The organism is Bacillus sp. SJZ110 (assembly GCF_006715455.1).
Lineage (GTDB): Bacteria > Bacillota > Bacilli > Bacillales > Bacillaceae > Bacillus > Bacillus subtilis.
In genome coordinates, this window is record NZ_VFNF01000001.1 from 943,882 (window position 1) to 959,867 (window position 15,986).

Annotated in this window: 16 protein-coding genes; 7 read left to right on the forward strand and 9 right to left on the reverse strand. The window is 45.1% G+C overall.

What is annotated here, in order from left to right:
* The first annotated feature begins 117 nt into the window (after positions 1 to 117).
* Both FB592_RS04735 and FB592_RS04740 read left to right on the forward strand, forming a co-directional pair.
* Positions 118 to 606, forward strand: a complete 489-nt coding sequence (locus FB592_RS04735) for an HPP family protein (RefSeq protein WP_223497743.1) — start codon at positions 118 to 120, stop codon at positions 604 to 606.
* 117 nt (positions 607 to 723) lie between these two features.
* On the forward strand, positions 724 to 2,109 hold the full coding sequence (locus tag FB592_RS04740) for a sugar porter family MFS transporter (protein ID WP_141949329.1): 1,386 nt from the start codon (positions 724 to 726) through the stop codon (positions 2,107 to 2,109).
* A 42-nt stretch (positions 2,110 to 2,151) separates the two neighbouring features.
* On the opposite strand, the gene htpG is transcribed toward FB592_RS04740, so the two are convergent.
* Both htpG and FB592_RS04750 read right to left on the reverse strand, forming a co-directional pair.
* Positions 2,152 to 4,032 (reverse strand): molecular chaperone HtpG, encoded by a 1,881-nt coding sequence (gene htpG, locus FB592_RS04745; protein ID WP_021481039.1) that lies wholly within the window; start codon positions 4,030 to 4,032, stop codon positions 2,152 to 2,154.
* 167 nt (positions 4,033 to 4,199) lie between these two features.
* Positions 4,200 to 4,451: a hypothetical protein gene (locus FB592_RS04750; RefSeq protein ID WP_014481429.1), complete on the reverse strand. Its 252-nt coding sequence runs from the start codon at positions 4,449 to 4,451 to the stop codon at positions 4,200 to 4,202.
* 116 nt (positions 4,452 to 4,567) lie between these two features.
* Between FB592_RS04750 and FB592_RS04755 the strand changes: the two genes are divergently transcribed.
* Positions 4,568 to 5,389 carry an SDR family oxidoreductase gene (locus FB592_RS04755; protein WP_015385126.1) on the forward strand — a complete coding sequence of 274 codons (822 nt, stop codon included), beginning with the start codon at positions 4,568 to 4,570 and terminating at the stop codon, positions 5,387 to 5,389.
* Positions 5,390 to 5,418: 29 nt separating this feature from the next.
* Here the strand turns inward: FB592_RS04755 and FB592_RS04760 are convergent, their stop codons facing one another.
* On the reverse strand, positions 5,419 to 6,561 hold the full coding sequence (locus FB592_RS04760) for a TetR/AcrR family transcriptional regulator (RefSeq protein ID WP_021481041.1): 1,143 nt from the start codon (positions 6,559 to 6,561) through the stop codon (positions 5,419 to 5,421).
* Between the two features lie 142 nt (positions 6,562 to 6,703).
* Here FB592_RS04760 and FB592_RS04765 point away from each other — a divergent pair, with 142 nt between their 5' ends.
* Together FB592_RS04765 and FB592_RS04770 are read left to right on the forward strand one after the other, a co-directional pair.
* Complete coding sequence (locus tag FB592_RS04765; protein WP_021481042.1) at positions 6,704 to 8,041, forward strand: aldehyde dehydrogenase family protein; 1,338 nt, start codon at positions 6,704 to 6,706, stop codon at positions 8,039 to 8,041.
* A 164-nt stretch (positions 8,042 to 8,205) separates the two neighbouring features.
* On the forward strand, positions 8,206 to 8,673 hold the full coding sequence (locus FB592_RS04770) for an RDD family protein (RefSeq protein WP_015715027.1): 468 nt from the start codon (positions 8,206 to 8,208) through the stop codon (positions 8,671 to 8,673).
* A 42-nt stretch (positions 8,674 to 8,715) separates the two neighbouring features.
* On the opposite strand, the gene FB592_RS04775 is transcribed toward FB592_RS04770, so the two are convergent.
* Together FB592_RS04775 and FB592_RS04780 are read right to left on the reverse strand one after the other, a co-directional pair.
* On the reverse strand, positions 8,716 to 9,948 hold the full coding sequence (locus FB592_RS04775) for an outer membrane protein assembly factor BamB family protein (protein WP_141949330.1): 1,233 nt from the start codon (positions 9,946 to 9,948) through the stop codon (positions 8,716 to 8,718).
* Between the two features lie 100 nt (positions 9,949 to 10,048).
* Positions 10,049 to 10,474, reverse strand: coding sequence for a DUF5391 family protein (locus FB592_RS04780; protein ID WP_021481044.1), 426 nt, complete (start codon positions 10,472 to 10,474; stop codon positions 10,049 to 10,051).
* 254 nt (positions 10,475 to 10,728) lie between these two features.
* Between FB592_RS04780 and FB592_RS04785 the strand changes: the two genes are divergently transcribed.
* Positions 10,729 to 11,184 (forward strand): RDD family protein, encoded by a 456-nt coding sequence (locus FB592_RS04785; RefSeq protein ID WP_015250840.1) that lies wholly within the window; start codon positions 10,729 to 10,731, stop codon positions 11,182 to 11,184.
* Positions 11,185 to 11,213: 29 nt separating this feature from the next.
* Here the strand turns inward: FB592_RS04785 and FB592_RS04790 are convergent, their stop codons facing one another.
* The 3 genes from FB592_RS04790 to yxaF form a co-directional block, all read right to left on the reverse strand.
* Positions 11,214 to 12,422 carry a DUF418 domain-containing protein gene (locus FB592_RS04790; RefSeq protein WP_032725023.1) on the reverse strand — a complete coding sequence of 403 codons (1,209 nt, stop codon included), beginning with the start codon at positions 12,420 to 12,422 and terminating at the stop codon, positions 11,214 to 11,216.
* Positions 12,423 to 12,529: 107 nt separating this feature from the next.
* Positions 12,530 to 13,543 carry a quercetin 2,3-dioxygenase gene (gene qdoI / locus FB592_RS04795; protein WP_141949331.1) on the reverse strand — a complete coding sequence of 338 codons (1,014 nt, stop codon included), beginning with the start codon at positions 13,541 to 13,543 and terminating at the stop codon, positions 12,530 to 12,532.
* A 93-nt stretch (positions 13,544 to 13,636) separates the two neighbouring features.
* Positions 13,637 to 14,212 (reverse strand): transcriptional regulator YxaF, encoded by a 576-nt coding sequence (gene yxaF, locus FB592_RS04800; protein WP_032725021.1) that lies wholly within the window; start codon positions 14,210 to 14,212, stop codon positions 13,637 to 13,639.
* Between the two features lie 130 nt (positions 14,213 to 14,342).
* On the opposite strand from yxaF, the gene FB592_RS04805 reads away from it, so the two are divergent.
* Positions 14,343 to 15,413: an SDR family oxidoreductase gene (locus FB592_RS04805; protein WP_049140847.1), complete on the forward strand. Its 1,071-nt coding sequence runs from the start codon at positions 14,343 to 14,345 to the stop codon at positions 15,411 to 15,413.
* Between the two features lie 56 nt (positions 15,414 to 15,469).
* Here the strand turns inward: FB592_RS04805 and FB592_RS04810 are convergent, their stop codons facing one another.
* Positions 15,470 to 15,901, reverse strand: coding sequence for a MarR family winged helix-turn-helix transcriptional regulator (locus tag FB592_RS04810; protein WP_141949332.1), 432 nt, complete (start codon positions 15,899 to 15,901; stop codon positions 15,470 to 15,472).
* Positions 15,902 to 15,986 lie beyond the last annotated feature (85 nt).

A 15,986-nucleotide genomic window follows, 5' to 3' on the forward strand; every position in this document is an offset into this window, starting at 1 on the left:
CGGTTTTTTTATTGTTTTGATAAATTAACCCCTAAAAATTAAATTGACAGGTTAGTATTTACCTATTATTCTATACATACTGGAGGGATAAATTTGGAAAACAACTTCTTTTTAAAAATGAAAGGGACAGGAAAAACGCCTTTACGGGTAAACGGCAAAGACGCTGTTACAGGGCTTATCGGAGGATTTATGACCATATTAACACTGGCTTCGTTGACCGCTTATACATCAAGCTTATGGTTAATGGCGCCTTTTGGGGCAAGCTGTGTGCTCGTCTTCAGCGCTTGGAATGCTCCATTATCACAACCGAGAAATGTGATTGGCGGCCATTTTATTTCCGCGCTTACCGGGATTGTTGTCCTTCACATATTCGGCGCCCATCCATGGACCTTTGCATTGGGGACAGGGCTTGCCATTTGCTTGATGATGCTGACCAAAACCACTCATCCTCCTGCCGGCGCCGACCCGATTGTTGTCATTCAAGGGGCATATGCTTGGAGTTATTTAGTATTTCCCGTGCTCATTGGGTCTGTCATCATCGTGATCATTGCTCTCATTATTAATAACTTACGAAAAAATCGCCAATACCCCGCCTTTTGGCTATAAAGTTTCCGTTTTTTCAAAACAAATGTTTCAAATGAGATAGGAAATGGGTACTAATCTATTAACTTTGTTACATATTTTTAGATACTCATTGGCTCAACAACTGAGGAGGAGACATTTGTGAAGAAAGACACAAGGAAATATATGATCTACTTTTTCGGCGCTTTAGGGGGACTGCTATATGGTTACGATACAGGCGTTATCTCAGGAGCACTCCTGTTTATCAATAACGATATTCCTTTAACGACATTGACAGAAGGATTGGTTGTCAGCATGCTGCTCCTTGGCGCGATTTTCGGTTCTGCCTTGAGCGGCACATGCTCAGACCGCTGGGGCAGGAGAAAGGTTGTATTTGTCCTTTCCATCATTTTTATTATCGGTGCGCTCGCTTGCGCGTTTTCTCAAACAATCGGCATGCTGATTGCATCTAGGGTGATTCTCGGATTGGCCGTCGGCGGTTCAACGGCGCTTGTGCCCGTGTATCTTTCCGAAATGGCACCGACAAAAATTCGCGGTACACTCGGCACAATGAACAACTTAATGATTGTCACAGGAATTTTGCTCGCCTATATTGTGAACTACCTGTTCACACCGTTTGAAGCGTGGCGCTGGATGGTCGGTCTGGCCGCAGTGCCTGCCGTGCTTCTATTAATCGGCATCGCGTTCATGCCGGAATCGCCAAGATGGCTCGTGAAGCGCGGCCGTGAAGAAGAAGCGAGACGCATCATGAACATCACTCATGACCCCAAAGACATCGAAATGGAATTGGCAGAGATGAAGCAAGGGGAAGCGGAGAAAAAAGAAACGACACTTGGCGTGCTGAAAGCCAAATGGATTCGCCCCATGCTTCTGATTGGCGTCGGCCTTGCCATTTTCCAGCAGGCGGTCGGCATTAACACGGTCATCTACTACGCGCCGACCATTTTTACGAAGGCCGGTCTTGGCACGTCAGCTTCCGCACTCGGCACAATGGGAATCGGCGTCCTTAACGTCATCATGTGTATCACTGCCATGATCTTAATTGACCGTGTCGGACGCAAAAAACTTCTGATCTGGGGAAGTGTCGGCATCACACTGAGCCTTGCTGCTTTATCAGGCGTGCTCCTAACGCTCGGACTTTCCGCATCAACAGCGTGGATGACAGTAGTCTTTCTAGGCGTCTATATCGTCTTTTACCAGGCGACATGGGGTCCGGTAGTGTGGGTGCTCATGCCTGAGCTCTTCCCATCCAAAGCACGCGGAGCCGCGACAGGGTTCACGACTTTGGTGTTATCGGCGGCTAACCTGATCGTGTCGCTTGTCTTCCCGCTGATGCTAAGCGCGATGGGCATCGCATGGGTCTTTATGGTTTTCTCAGTCATTTGTCTTCTCTCATTTTTCTTCGCGTTCTACATGGTACCGGAAACCAAAGGGAAAAGCTTGGAGGAAATTGAAGCAAGCCTGAAAAAACGGTTTAAAAAGAAGAAAAGCACCCAAAACCAAGTGCTGAATGAGCGTACTTTATAAAAAAAAGGAATCGTCTCCTTATGGGACGATTCCTTTTTCTGTTTACACCATGACCTTGCAAATATTGTTCGTAAATTCCACGGGGTCCTGAATCGGCAGGCCTTCGATGAGAAGCGCCTGATTGTACAGAAGGTTTGTGTACAGGCTCAGCTTCTCTTTATCTTGTTCAAACGCGTCCTGCAGCGTTTGGAATACCTCATGATTTGGGTTGATTTCCAGCACTTTTTCCGCCTTCACATTTTGGCTGTCAGGCATCGCGTTTAAGATTTTTTCCATCTCAATTGTCACTTCGCCGTCAGCAGCAAGGCAGACTGGATGTGATTTAAGCCGTTTTGAGATTCTGACGTTTTTCACTTTGTCTGACAGAATGTTTTTCATTTCCTCAAACAGATCCTTATACTTGCTTTCCTCTTCCTCGGACTGCTTTTGATCCTCATCCGTGTCTATGCCAAGGTCTCCGCTTGATACGGACTTGAATTCTTTTTCCTGATAAGAAGCCAGCATTTTAATTGCAAACTCATCGATGTCCTCAGTAAAGTAGAGGATTTCATAGCCTTTGTCCGCCACCATTTCCGTTTGCGGCAGTTTCTCAATGCGGTCGTAAGAATCACCGGTCGCGTAATAAATGTATTTCTGCTCCTCTGGCATTCTGGAAACATACTCGTCTAAGCTGACCAGTTTTTTCTCTTTTGAAGAGTAGAATAATAGGAGATCCTTCAATTGATCCTTATTCGCGCCAAAATCATTGTACACGCCGAATTTCAGCTGTCTGCCGAACGACTTGTAGAACGTCTCGTATTTCTCGCGGTCTTTTTTCAACAGGCTTTGCAGCTCGCTTTTGATTTTCTTGCTGATGTTTTTCGCGATCAGCTTCAGCTGGCGGTCATGCTGCAGCATTTCTCTGGAAATATTCAGCGACAGATCCTCAGAATCGACCATGCCCTTCACAAAGCTGAAGTGGTCCGGTAGCAGGTCTGCGCACTTATTCATGATCAGCACGCCATTGGAATACAGCTCCAAGCCTTTCTCATATTCCTTGGAATAGTAGTCAAACGGCATGTTTTCAGGGACGAATAGAATCGCGTTGTAGCGAACGGCTCCATCCACACTAATATGAACGTGTGTCAGCGGTTTATCAAACCCGTAATGCTTTTCAGCATAGAATTTTTCATAATCCTCATCTGTCAGCTCGCTTTTGTTTTTTCTCCAGATCGGCACCATGCTGTTGACCGTCTGCTCTTCCTGCACCTCTTCAAATTCATTTTCGCTGCCTTCCTTCGGCTTATTAATGGTTGTATCCATTTTGATCGGGTAGCGAATGAAGTCGGAGTACTTCTTGATGATCGCTTTTAAACGATATTCCTCTAAAAACTCGTCATAGCTATCATCCTCTGTGTTCTCTTTGATTTTCAGGATAATGTCTGTACCGACAGAATCCTTTTCACACGGCTCAATCGTATAGCCGTCTGCACCCGCAGACTCCCATTTATAAGCCTCTTCGCTGCCAAGCGCTTTACTGATGACTGTCACGACATCGGCAACCATAAATGCCGCGTAAAAACCGACACCGAACTGCCCGATAATGTCATGTCCGTCTTTCAGCTCGTTTTCCTTTTTAAACGCGAGGGAACCGCTTTTTGCAATTGTTCCAAGATGCTGTTCAAGCTCATCCTTTGTCATTCCGATCCCCGTATCAGAGATGGTTAATGTTCTCGCATCTTTGTCAGCTGCGACCTTTATGTAGTAACTGTCTTTATCAAACGTAAGCGCATCGTCCGTAAGCGCTTTGTAATAGATTTTGTCAATCGCATCACTCGAATTGGAGATTAACTCGCGCAGGAAAATTTCTTTTTGGGTATAAATGGAGTTAATCATCATATCCAGCAAGCGTTTAGACTCTGCTTTAAACTCTTTTTTCGCCACTCTTGATCGCTCCTTTACCATTATGTAAACCCTTTTCAGCATCTATTTATCACATAAGATGACAATTGTCAATTAGATTGATAGATGCATATATATGTAAATTTAACATTAGTTGGATTTGTTTTCACTCTTTTTCTCACTCATTCTCATAAAAAAGAGAGGCTTCATCATCCTCTCTTTTTTTCTGTGTCATTCCAGCGGCCAAACTCCCGCTTCATCCATATATGCACCGGGTAGAAAAACAAACCGAACGGTATCAAAAACAAAAGATTATGCCATGAAGCATTCAGAAATGCGCTTGCAGTCACCGGAAACGTAATCTCTTGCAATAAAAAAGAGATGACAGTCAGCACAACAAATGCAGATGGAATGGTAATGAAGCAATAAAACTTGAGCTCCTTCTTATGCTGTACCTTCACACATACAAACCTCCCAACAATTTCTAATTCATCTTAACATATGCCGGCCTTTCTTTTCTCGCATGTTTATCACTGCACATAGCGGGAAGACAAATAGAAAAAGGAGGTCTCGTATCATGGGAAGACTTGAAAACAAAACAGCAGTGATCACAGGCGCCGCGACAGGCATTGGGCAAGCGACGGCAGAGGTTTTTGCCAATGAAGGCGCGCGTGTGATCATCGGAGATATCAATAAAGATCAAATGGAAGAAACAGTTGACGCAATCAGAAAAAACGGAGGACAGGCCGAATCCTTTCACCTCGATGTGTCAGATGAAAACAGTGTGAAAGCATTTGCTGATCAAATCAAGGATGCATGCGGAACGATTGATATTCTGTTTAATAATGCCGGCGTTGATCAGGAAGGCGGAAAGGTGCACGAATATCCGGTTGACCTGTTTGACCGCATTATCGCTGTCGACCTGCGCGGCACATTCCTTTGCAGCAAATATCTGATTCCGCTCATGCTCGAAAATGGAGGCTCCATCATCAACACCTCCTCCATGTCAGGCCGTGCCGCGGACCTTGACCGCTCGGGCTACAACGCAGCAAAAGGCGGCATCACCAACCTGACAAAAGCGATGGCGATCGACTACGCACGGAACGGCATCCGCGTCAATTCCATTTCACCGGGTACGATCGAAACCCCGCTGATTGACAAATTAGCAGGCACCAAAGAACAGGAAATGGGTGAAAAATTCCGCGAAGCCAACAAATGGGTCACGCCGCTCGGCCGCCTCGGCCAGCCGAAGGAAATGGCGACAGTGGCCCTGTTCCTCGCGTCAGACGACAGCTCATACGTCACAGGAGAGGACATCACCGCAGACGGCGGCATCATGGCATACACATGGCCAGGGAAAATGCTGATTGATGAGAAATGGAAGAAAGAAACGAAATAAGAGAGGGGATGTCCCTCTCTTTTTGTCTTTCAAAGCAATACAACCTTATACTTTTTCACATCCAAAAACTGCAAAAATTCCCTCGCCAGCACTTCAGGCGGATGCGCCTTTCCTTCATCCAGCCGATACAAAAGCAACCCAATAATCATTGCGGATACATAATGGGCATAAAGCTTTTTCTCTGCGTGAATATCAGTTTGCTGATGCAGATAAAACGATTCCAGCGCTTTGAACATATCAGGTATCACATGAGGAACACCCCATTCCCGATTGAGAAAATGGACAATGGGCATCTTTGACAAAGCAGAAAGCAGACTGGCGAGCGCCTTCTCCGCTTCCTTTAAGGAAAATTCATTCGGGCTGGAGGCAATCGTCAGGTGATCAATGATCTCCGCACATGATCGCTGTATCATGGTTTGGAGCAATTCCTCCTTATTGGCATAGTGATCATAAAAGGTTGCACGGCGGATATTGCTTTTCCGGGTAATATCCGAAATTGTGATGGCTGCGTAGTCTTTTTTCTCCGCCAGCACGTCCAGAAATGCCTTCTGGAGCGCCTCTCTCGTTCGAACCACACGCCTGTCGATTTGCTTGTCCTTCTCTCGCTCTCCTGGCACAGCTTGTCCAAACAGCCAATAAAATCTCTTTTGAGAAACAAGCTCCCATACCTTTTGGCTGATAGCTTCCGGAGTCGCGGCCGCATCCTCATTCAGCCAATACAGGATAATCGCGTACGTGTACAAGGCCCGGTAATGTCCGTAAATTTCCCGTTCGATCGGCGTCAAATTCACATGGACCGGAGTCAGCAGAACATCCTGCTGAAACACATCCCTAAAAAAACGATGGAAATGCCCTCTGTTCATCATCACAGAAAAAAAGGATCGATGCTCATGAACAAAGGACAGCGTCGGATGCACCGTTTGCCGTTTTTTGTTCAAATGAAGGGTATCCATATGACTGAAGGCGTCAAAAAGCGCTTTGCCCAGCCCTTCCTTCATGTCTTCGATTAAATCCTCAATGATTGAAAACTTATCCTCATAATAAAGGTAGAGCGATCCGCGGCTCACTTTGGCCTTCTCAGCGATTTCTTTCATTGTGATGTGTTGAATATCTCTATCTTTCAATAAGGCCAGCAACGCCTCTTTCACTTGAGCTTCGGCAGATTCCGGCACAAAAGACACCCCCAATCATTAGACAGATCTTCGATATATGTACGGTAACGTATAGATGGTTCACCGTTGTCTTTCTTACAGAAAAGGTACCACCTTATAATAGGTCCGAGAAAAGAAGAAAGCAAATGAGGGGGATTTTACAATGGAACAGCAAGTAAAGGACGACATCCAGCGTGTCTTTCAGCTTCAGAAAAAACAGCAAAAAGCCTTGCGCGCTTCAACAGCGGAACAGCGGAGAGAAAAGCTTCAACGCTTTTTAGATTCCGTCATCGCCCATGAAGAAGAAATCATCGAAGCGATCCGCAAAGACGTCCGCAAACCATATCACGAAGTCAAAAAAGCGGAAATCGAAGGAACAAAAAAAGCGATTAGAGATAATATGAATAACCTGGAACAATGGATGGCGCCTAAAGAAGTCGGTTCATCGTTAAGCCCTGACGCAAACGGAATTCTTATGTACGAGCCTAAAGGCGTCACACTCATCCTCGGCCCGTGGAACTATCCGTTTATGCTGACGATGGCGCCGCTTGCCGCTTCTCTCGCAGCCGGAAACAGCGCGATTGTGAAGCTGTCCGATTTCACGATGAACACGAGCAACATTGCCGCTAAAGTGATAAGAGACGCTTTTGATGAAAAAGAAGTCGCGATTTTTGAAGGAGAGGTTGAGGTGGCAACCGAACTACTTGATCAGCCGTTCGACCACATTTTCTTCACTGGAAGCACAAATGTCGGGAAAATCGTCATGACAGCGGCTGCCAAACACTTGGCATCTGTCACACTTGAGCTTGGCGGCAAGAGCCCGACGATTATCGACAGTGAATACGATCTGATGGACGCAGCGAAAAAGATCGCCGTCGGGAAATTCGTAAACGCCGGCCAAACCTGCATCGCACCTGATTACCTGTTCATTAAAAAAGACGTTCAGGACCGGTTCGCGGGGATTTTACAAACAGTCGTCAACGCTGGATTTATGGAGGATGATCATAACCCAGACCGCAGCAAATTTACGCAGATCGTCAATGACCGCAACTTCAACCGCGTCAAAGATCTGTTCGACGATGCCATCGAAAAAGGGGCGGAAGTGGTGTTCGGCGGCGTATTCGATGCCAGCGACCGCACGATCTCGCCAACCGTTTTGAAAAACGTCACGCCTGACATGAAAATCATGCAGGAGGAAATCTTCGCACCGATCCTGCCAATGATGAACTATGAAGACATCGACGAGGTCATCGATTACGTAAATGACCGCGATAAACCGCTTGCACTTTATGTGTTCAGCAAAAACCAAGACCTGATTGACAACGTCCTTCAGCACACGACATCAGGAAATGCCGCCATCAATGATGTCGTCGTCCATTTCAGTGACGTCAACCTGCCATTCGGCGGCGTAAACACAAGCGGAATCGGCTCCTATCATGGGGTATACGGATTCAAAGAGTTTTCTCATGAGAAGGGTGTATTTATTCAAGCCTCCAAATAATCGTAACGAAGAGAATCTGCATCATCTTGCAGGTTCTTTTTTTATCTTTATATCACCTAAATAAAGAGATTAAAAGTGATAAAATACCATTTTTACTACGAGACCAAACCCTGCAGCCTCTAACGTATAATATCCCAGAAAACTTCAAAGGAGTAAAATGATACATGGAAAAACCAGCAGGATTTTGGATTCGGGCAGCCGCCTCTATTATTGATGTATTTATTATAGCTATATTCTCTTTCATTATGATTTTCATTAACACCTTCATTGTGTTGCCACTCATTGATGCGGCAGGTACACACATGTCAGAAGCCCAATATGAGTTTTTCATGTTGATCATTGGCACAATCCCTGTTTTGGCCATCATATTTATTTTCGCTATTCTTTACTATAGCTTGCTGACTTCTTCAAACATGCAAGCAGCATTTGGAAAAAAACTCATGGGCATCATCGTTGTCAATCAGCATGGTGAGCGTATTTCTTTTTGGCACAGCTTCGGCCGTTTCTTCGCTTACACATTATCTAAGATCTTATATATCGGTTTTATCATGGCGGCCTTTCCCTCTAAACTGGCATTACATGATTATATTTGCGGGACAAAGGTTGTCTATAAAAATAAATATCTTGATTGATCAAAAAACAGGCTGCCGAGTTAACCTCGCCAGCCTGTTTTACTATTTCCCAAAAGCCATCAGCTTCGTATAACTTCCAATATAAAGCGTTCCGTCCTCAGCGAGCTGAGGAGAAGACACGACGTTGCTGTCGGTTTGATAGCTCCATAATTCATTGCCGTTTGCGTCTGCCGCATAAACCTTCATATCATCTGACCCGAAATACACCGTTCCCTTCGCGTCAATCAGCGGCGCCGTTCTGACAGGACCGTCTGTATAGAATGACCAGTTCATATCCCCGTTTTTGTTGATGGAAAACAGCTCGCCGCTTCCTGAGCCGATGTAGATATTGCCATTATGATCAATCGCAGGAGATGAGCTGGAGAACCCGTTTAACGGGAATGTCCATTTCAAACTGCCTGTTGATGTATAGGCATACAGCTGTCCATCTTGGTTGCCGGCATAAATGTTTCCGTCCTTATCAATCACCGGATATCCTTTAAACGCATTTGACGTCGTTCTGGACCATTTCACCTGTCCGGTTCCGGAGTTGATCGCATAAAACACGTAATTATATGTGCCGACATACACGGTGCCGTTTTTGGCAAGCACCGGCACAGAGCTGACGACACCATTTGTTTTCAACTTCCAGCGCTCTGTCCAGGTTGATTTTGACGTCGGTTTGATCGCGTGAACATAATTATCAAGTGTTGAGAAATACAACGTCCCGTCTGAACCGATCACAGTTTCAGAGCTTGGCCCGCCGCTTAACGGAACCGTTGTTAAAATTTCTCCCGTTTCTTTGTCAATAAAATAAATCTTTTTGTCATAGGATGCCAAATAGATAACGCCGTTGGTCCCAAGTACAGGAGATTGCGTATATGTTTTTCCAAGATTGCCAGTCACCCATTTGACTGAGCCGTCTGGATTAAAGGCTTTCATTTCCCCGTCTCTGGAATGAAGATATACTGTGCCGTCTCCGTCAATCACAGCCCCCGCTCCATTTTGCGGAGTCGTTCTGATGTCGTTTTGCCATTTCAGCGTCCCGTCTGTATTTCCGGCGAACCGGCTTTCGCGTGACCAGTTAAACATGGCAGGCGCCATCGCTTGTACATCATATCTTCCTGGCAAAAAGCCAGATGCTCCATTATTTTGAGAAAACACCGTTTCCGCCGCATAAGCAGCTGTCGGCTGAAGCACTTTGGCAGTGGGCACATCAGAAACAGCGCCGGCCGAAACAGCCGCCGCCACCGCAGCTCCCGCAATCAAAGCTTTCATACGAAATGACTTGACCATCATTGAGACCCCCATTATATGTAACTTCTAATTTGTGACCATCATAACATATTCATCCATTTTATAAATCTATTTCACAAAACCATCACAAACTAGAAAACTATGTAAGTGTATGCGCAGACGTTTTTTCAGCACCCGGCCGAAATGCAGACACAAACCAAATGACGTTGACAGCAGCCGCAGCGAGACTAATTCCGAAAACAAAGATCACCTCAGAAAGCAGATGGTCACTAAAGAAACTAAACATCAAGATAAAACCGGCCGAAGACAAATGAATCAAAAGCCCGAAGCCGCAAAGCACCGCCATGACATACCTCATTGCATCGACTCCGAGCATATAAACGAGAAATGGAATGAAATACAATACAAGGATCATACCGACAGCTGACCACATGCCAACTGAATTAAACTGATTGGCCGCCGCTCCCGTTCCGGCCAGCGGCGAAAGTGAAGCCGCCACGATCACAGCGCAAAAAAGAAACGCAGAAATGGCTGTCATGATCGCCACGCTGTTTTTTCTAGACATCAAACTCCTCCTTAGATAGAAATATTAACCTTTTCATTATAAGAGAGCTGTGTAGAAAATTCATTATTTATTAAAAAATTCCAGAATGCATACACAAATGCTATGCTTCTTTCTAGTATATTTATATAGTAAAAAACAAAGGATAAAAGACTCATTTTTCTGTAATATCAGGATTTTATCACCATACCATATTGCATGTACTTGTTTTTCAAAGTATACTATTCCAGATTAATTCAGAGGAGAGAGAAAAATACATGGAAAAACCAGCAGGATTTTGGATTCGTTTTTTAGCTTATTTTATTGATGGCATTATTGTATCTGTTCCTAGTTATATTATTCTATTTGTGATCAATTCTGTTTTTGTAGCTGGGGCTGTGGCAACAAACCCTTACATGACGGAAGAAGAGTATTTAGTGAAATACATGACGCTTGCATTTTTGCCTACTATGCTGATCATGATCGTCATCAGCGTATTATATTACGGGCTGCTCACAGCTTCTAAAATGCAAGGCACACTTGGCAAAAAAATTCTTGGCCTGAAAGTGGTCAATGAACAAGGCGAACGGGTTTCTGTCGGACAGGGAATTGGCCGTTACTTTGCCTATATCTTATCTGGAATCATCTTTTATATCGGGTTTATCATGATCGCCTTTGGAGAGAAAAAAGGCCTGCATGACATCATTTGCAAAACACGTGTCGTGTATAAATAATAGAAAAAAGTCTAGACGCCAATAGGCATCTAGACTTTTGTTTTCTTTACAATAGGCTGCCACGACAGATACGTAGCGCTTCTCCACAGCCACTCAAACGGCCCCATCCGAAAGACACGAAGCCAAAGGTGGCTGAAGACCATTTGAACGGCACAAACAGCAATTGTAATGAGCACGCCCGCAGCAGGGTACACTTTTCCATACAGGCCCAAGCCGTAATGATAAAAAATCCAAGTACACACAATAGACTGCATCAAATAATTGGTAAATGCCATCCTCCCAACAGCGGAGAATGATTGCAACACTGTTCTCACTTTTGTTTTATGATAAAGATAGACAACCGTTGTAACATAGAAAAACATGAGGAAAGGCGCGCCAATCAGCAGAAATAGTTCCTTTTCCGTTACACTGTACAGCACATGGGCGCCGATGCCGATGACAAGCCCAGCCATCCATAATCGTTTTAATCCTTTGCGATGCTTTTCCGGTTCATGCAAATACCGTGATTTTGCTGCCGCAGCTCCCAGCAAAAACATGCTGAAATATGGAATGGATGCAAAGAAAAAGTTGAGCGGATTATACGTAAGCATGCCATTCGAAGACATGTAAACAAGACGATCATGGATCCGTTGTTCTGCAATGTCCCTCAGGCTGCCGCTTCCATAAACATGAATCGCTTGTTTTGCCTGCTGTGTTACCGCTTGTACCCATTCCTGTCCGTTTGATTGATCAAAACTTGTCAACATGAACGGAATGGAAAACAGAAGATACAAAGAGACCGCCCATATCAGCAGTGTTTTCGGCTTTGCTTTTCGAAACAAGAGCAGGACAAAACCGAGCAGGGCATATTCTGTTAAAATATCCCCGTCCCATATCAAAAAGGCATGAATCGTTCCAAACAAGAGAAGCGCCATTAACCTTCTCACATATAACGGAACAAACCGTTTCCCTTTGTTTTCTGCTCTCTCCATCATGACAACCATGCCAAATCCAAATAAAAAGGAAAACAATAAAATACATTTTGTTTGAATGAAGAATTTCAGTATGTCTGCGGCGGCAAAATCAGCTTCAGACCACTTATCCATGAAAAAATTCTCTTTTCCAAGCATAGACAAATACATATCCGGATAACTAAAATGTGCCAGATTGACAAATAAGATGCCGAAAATCGCCATTCCTCTCAGCACATCAAGCACACCGATCCGCTCATTTGTTAAAGTCGGCTGTAATGAAGACATAGCCATCACGCTCCTTTTTTCTGTACCTTAAGGGTATGAAAAAATGAAGCGCGGAAACATCGATTTAGGTGTCAGGCCGGCATGAAAACCTTACAATCTTGTCATCTTTATGGTTTCATCACCTTTAAATCTAATGCTTCGATATTCTGCAAAACGCGATCAAAGCGCAAAGCCTGAGGCTCACATGGGAAGATGTGGCCTTCATACGGGTCGCCTAACGTCCGGAAAAACGGTTCAAATAAACCAGGAACCAATACGCCCACCATCTTTGTATAGTAAGGATCAAGGCGATAGGAGTGAACGGTATTTGCAGGGACATGCAGGAAATCTCCCGGATTCAGCTGAATTTCCTGGCCATCTGCCCACATCGTCATCTGACCTTCAAGGCAATAAAATGTTTCTGTATGATGTTCATGGTAGTGATCAACGATTCGGTCACCTTTAGGGCCTTCAGAGGATACGACGATAAACTGGCCATCTGTATTTTTTTGTGCAGCCACAATGCGGTGAAGCTGATCTCCAGTCAACAGGCGATCTCCTTCTCCAGATTCAAGAACGTATGGAACCGCTCCATCTGGCAGCTCTGTAAGTTCCGCTAATTTGGCCGAACATGCAGGCTTTCCTTCATCTAGAAATACAATGTCCGCTACAGCGGCTGCTTCTGCAAATCGCTCGTTTGAGACTTCTTCGCTTGCGTACGGCGGATGTTCAGCGTGATCATACGGATTCCCAATAACGGAATACAAGTGCGCTACGTTTCCTTTCATCGTGTAAGATACCAGTCTTGTTCTGTGGCTCTGCATCCGGTAGCTGTGCGGTGTTCCCGCCGGAATGTTGGCATAATCACCTGATATTAATAAATAGCGTTCACCATCAAGTGTCAGTTCCAGTTTCCCGTCCAAAACGAGAATTCCTTCATGTGTGTCCTTGTGGACGTGAAGCGGAAAGGCATCTCCTTTTCCCCCGGAAAGAAGCACGATCTCAAACAAATCACCTGTGCTCCTCCCATTCGCCATCACCGTGGCAACCTGTCTGCCGAACAGATAGCGCTCGCCTTCTCCGCTCCGGAGCAAATAAGGCATTTTTTCTTTAGGCAATGAATGTTTACATAATGTTTTCATATTATCGCTTCCTCCAATTTAGACCAGTCTATATATTATCATTTATTTGTCTAGACCGTTCTATATAATTGTAGGAGAAAGGATAACAAAATGCTACCCTTTTTTTCTCACCAGCACTGGTATTTGTTCGGCAATGAGAAGAAGAGGCGTTTTGTCTTTATTCGTTAACGAAAGCATGATGCCGCCCTCAATCATCGAATTAATCAGCGTTCCAAGCTGATTTGCTTCTTCTTCTGCAAATCCGTTTTCCATTAATTTTCTGGCAAAAACCGCTTCCCAGCTTTTAAACACCTTCATGCAAACCGTCCGCAGCGGTTCACTGATTAACGCTGTCTCACTCGCCAGCAAACCGACTGGAATACCTTTAATGCTTTCTGTGTTATCAAATTGGCTGGCTGTTTTTTTGATAAAAAGCTGAATCGCTTCAACAGGATCAGAGGATTCATCCATGCTTTTCTGTATCAGATGTTCAACGATCTTACCTGTATATGTAACCGCTTCAATTGCTAGTTCTTCTTTGCCCTTCGGAAAAAAGTGATAAAGCGATCCCTTAGGAGCACCGCTTTCTTTTACAATCTGGTTCAAACCTGTCGCGTGATATCCTTGCAGCTGGAACAGACGTGACGCCGTGTGAAGGATTTTTTCACGTGAATCTCCTCTGCTAGTCATTAAAACATTCCCTCCTAGGTATGGTAGAGCGACTTATATAATATAAAAAAGAACCCTGTGATTGTCAAAAGGGGTAAGACCCTTCCGGATGGGGTAATGTACAAAAACAGCGTCTAGGAGGGATCTCTCAATGACAATCGATCATTCAGTCACGAATACAGAACAGCTTGAACGACAAAACCCCGCCATAAAAACAAAGCTCAAACTGAAAAAGCTTAAGGATCAGGTGATCGTCATTACCGGCGCTTCAAGCGGTATCGGACTTGTCACGGCGAGAATGGCAGCTGAAAAAGGCGCAAAGGTCGTGGCAGCAGCGCGAAATGAAGAGGCGCTGAAGGAGCTCACTGATGAACTTAAGGAAAAAGGGCACGACGCCATATGGGTAAAGGCGGATGTCGGAAAAGAAGAGGACGTCAACCGCATCGCAGAAACCGCGATCAGCACATTCGGCCACTTTGACACATGGGTCAACAATGCGGCCGTCTCGACTTTCGGACATGCCATGGACGTCACCGTCGAAGACATGAAGCGCATGTTCGACACAAATTTCTGGGGACCTGTTTACGGAACAAGAGCGGCTGTCAAACACTACACCGGCAGAGGTGTGCCGGGCGCACTCATTAATGTAGGAAGCCTGTTCGGAGACAGGGGAACGGTCATTCAATCCACATATGCGTCTGCCAAATTTGCGCTTCACGGCTGGACGGAAAGCATCCGAATGGAGCTCGAAAAGGAACAGGCGCCCGTCTCGGTAACGCTCATCCACCCGGGCAGAATTGACACACCTTATAACGAGCATGCGCACAGCTACCTCGACAAACAGCCGGCTCATTACCGCTCCATGATCTATCCACCGGAAGCAGTCGCCGAAGCTATCCTGTTTGCCGCCGAACACCCTAAGCGCGACATGTACATCGGCTCACAGGCCAAAGCCATCGCCATGCTGGGCGCGCTTTTCCCTCGTCTGACCGACAGACTGATGGAAAAAATCATGTATCACAGCCAGCATGCCGAAAGACCGTCCAAACCGCGAGAAGAAAGCGCTCTTTATGATGCGGGCTGCGGTATGCATGACAGAGGCACAAATAAAGGATGGATGAGGTCAAGAAGCTACTACACAAAAGCGACGAAGCGCCCCATTGTATCGGCGGCTGTTGTTGCCGGACTAGTGGCTTGGGCTGCCGCCAAACGATGCAGATAATCTCTGACCATAAGAAAAACCCATGCTGTTCCAGCGAACCATGGGTTTTTCAGCAGTTAATCGATAAAAGCCTTGTTCATACGCTGCAGCAGCTCGCCAAACATCTCTTTTTCCTGTGTTGACCATTCTTTCAGCATCTGTTCATAACGTTCAAGGCGCTTTTGCTGATCGGCTTTTAATAGTTGTTTGCCGAGTTTTGTAATGGTAAACAGGCTGACTCTCCCATCAGACGGGTCTGAGAAACGATAGATGAGCTCCTTTGCCTCTAATGCAGCTGCTTGTCTTGAAAGAGTAGAAATATCAAGCTTAAACGATTCAGCCAATTTCTTAACACGAGCAGGCCCAAACTCATCCAATTGTCTCAGTAATAAGTACGAAGATCTCTCCAAATTCCCTGTTCTTTTCTCCGATTGATCCAGATAAACAGCTCTCCTGATAAAAGTCGTCAGCTCATATTCAATTAATTCAACTGGATTTTGATTTTGCAATCGCTCTCGCTCCCTATTCCAATCTCCGGCATTGACAACATCATATATACTTGTATAATACAAATGTACATTAACTGAATAAATA

Coding starts and splice junctions, on each gene's coding strand:
- FB592_RS04780 (WP_021481044.1), bottom strand. CDS start 10,474: ATGTCTAGAAAAAACAGCGTGGCGATCATGACAGCCATTTCTGCGTTT.
- FB592_RS04775 (WP_141949330.1), bottom strand. CDS start 9,948: ATGGTCAAGTCATTTCGTATGAAAGCTTTGATTGCGGGAGCTGCGGTG.
- FB592_RS04735 (WP_223497743.1), top strand. CDS start 118: ATGAAAGGGACAGGAAAAACGCCTTTACGGGTAAACGGCAAAGACGCT.
- yxaF (WP_032725021.1), bottom strand. CDS start 14,212: ATGACTAGCAGAGGAGATTCACGTGAAAAAATCCTTCACACGGCGTCA.
- FB592_RS04805 (WP_049140847.1), top strand. CDS start 14,343: ATGACAATCGATCATTCAGTCACGAATACAGAACAGCTTGAACGACAA.
- qdoI (WP_141949331.1), bottom strand. CDS start 13,543: ATGAAAACATTATGTAAACATTCATTGCCTAAAGAAAAAATGCCTTAT.
- FB592_RS04770 (WP_015715027.1), top strand. CDS start 8,206: ATGGAAAAACCAGCAGGATTTTGGATTCGGGCAGCCGCCTCTATTATT.
- FB592_RS04755 (WP_015385126.1), top strand. CDS start 4,568: ATGGGAAGACTTGAAAACAAAACAGCAGTGATCACAGGCGCCGCGACA.
- FB592_RS04785 (WP_015250840.1), top strand. CDS start 10,729: ATGGAAAAACCAGCAGGATTTTGGATTCGTTTTTTAGCTTATTTTATT.
- FB592_RS04790 (WP_032725023.1), bottom strand. CDS start 12,422: ATGTCTTCATTACAGCCGACTTTAACAAATGAGCGGATCGGTGTGCTT.
- FB592_RS04765 (WP_021481042.1), top strand. CDS start 6,704: ATGGAACAGCAAGTAAAGGACGACATCCAGCGTGTCTTTCAGCTTCAG.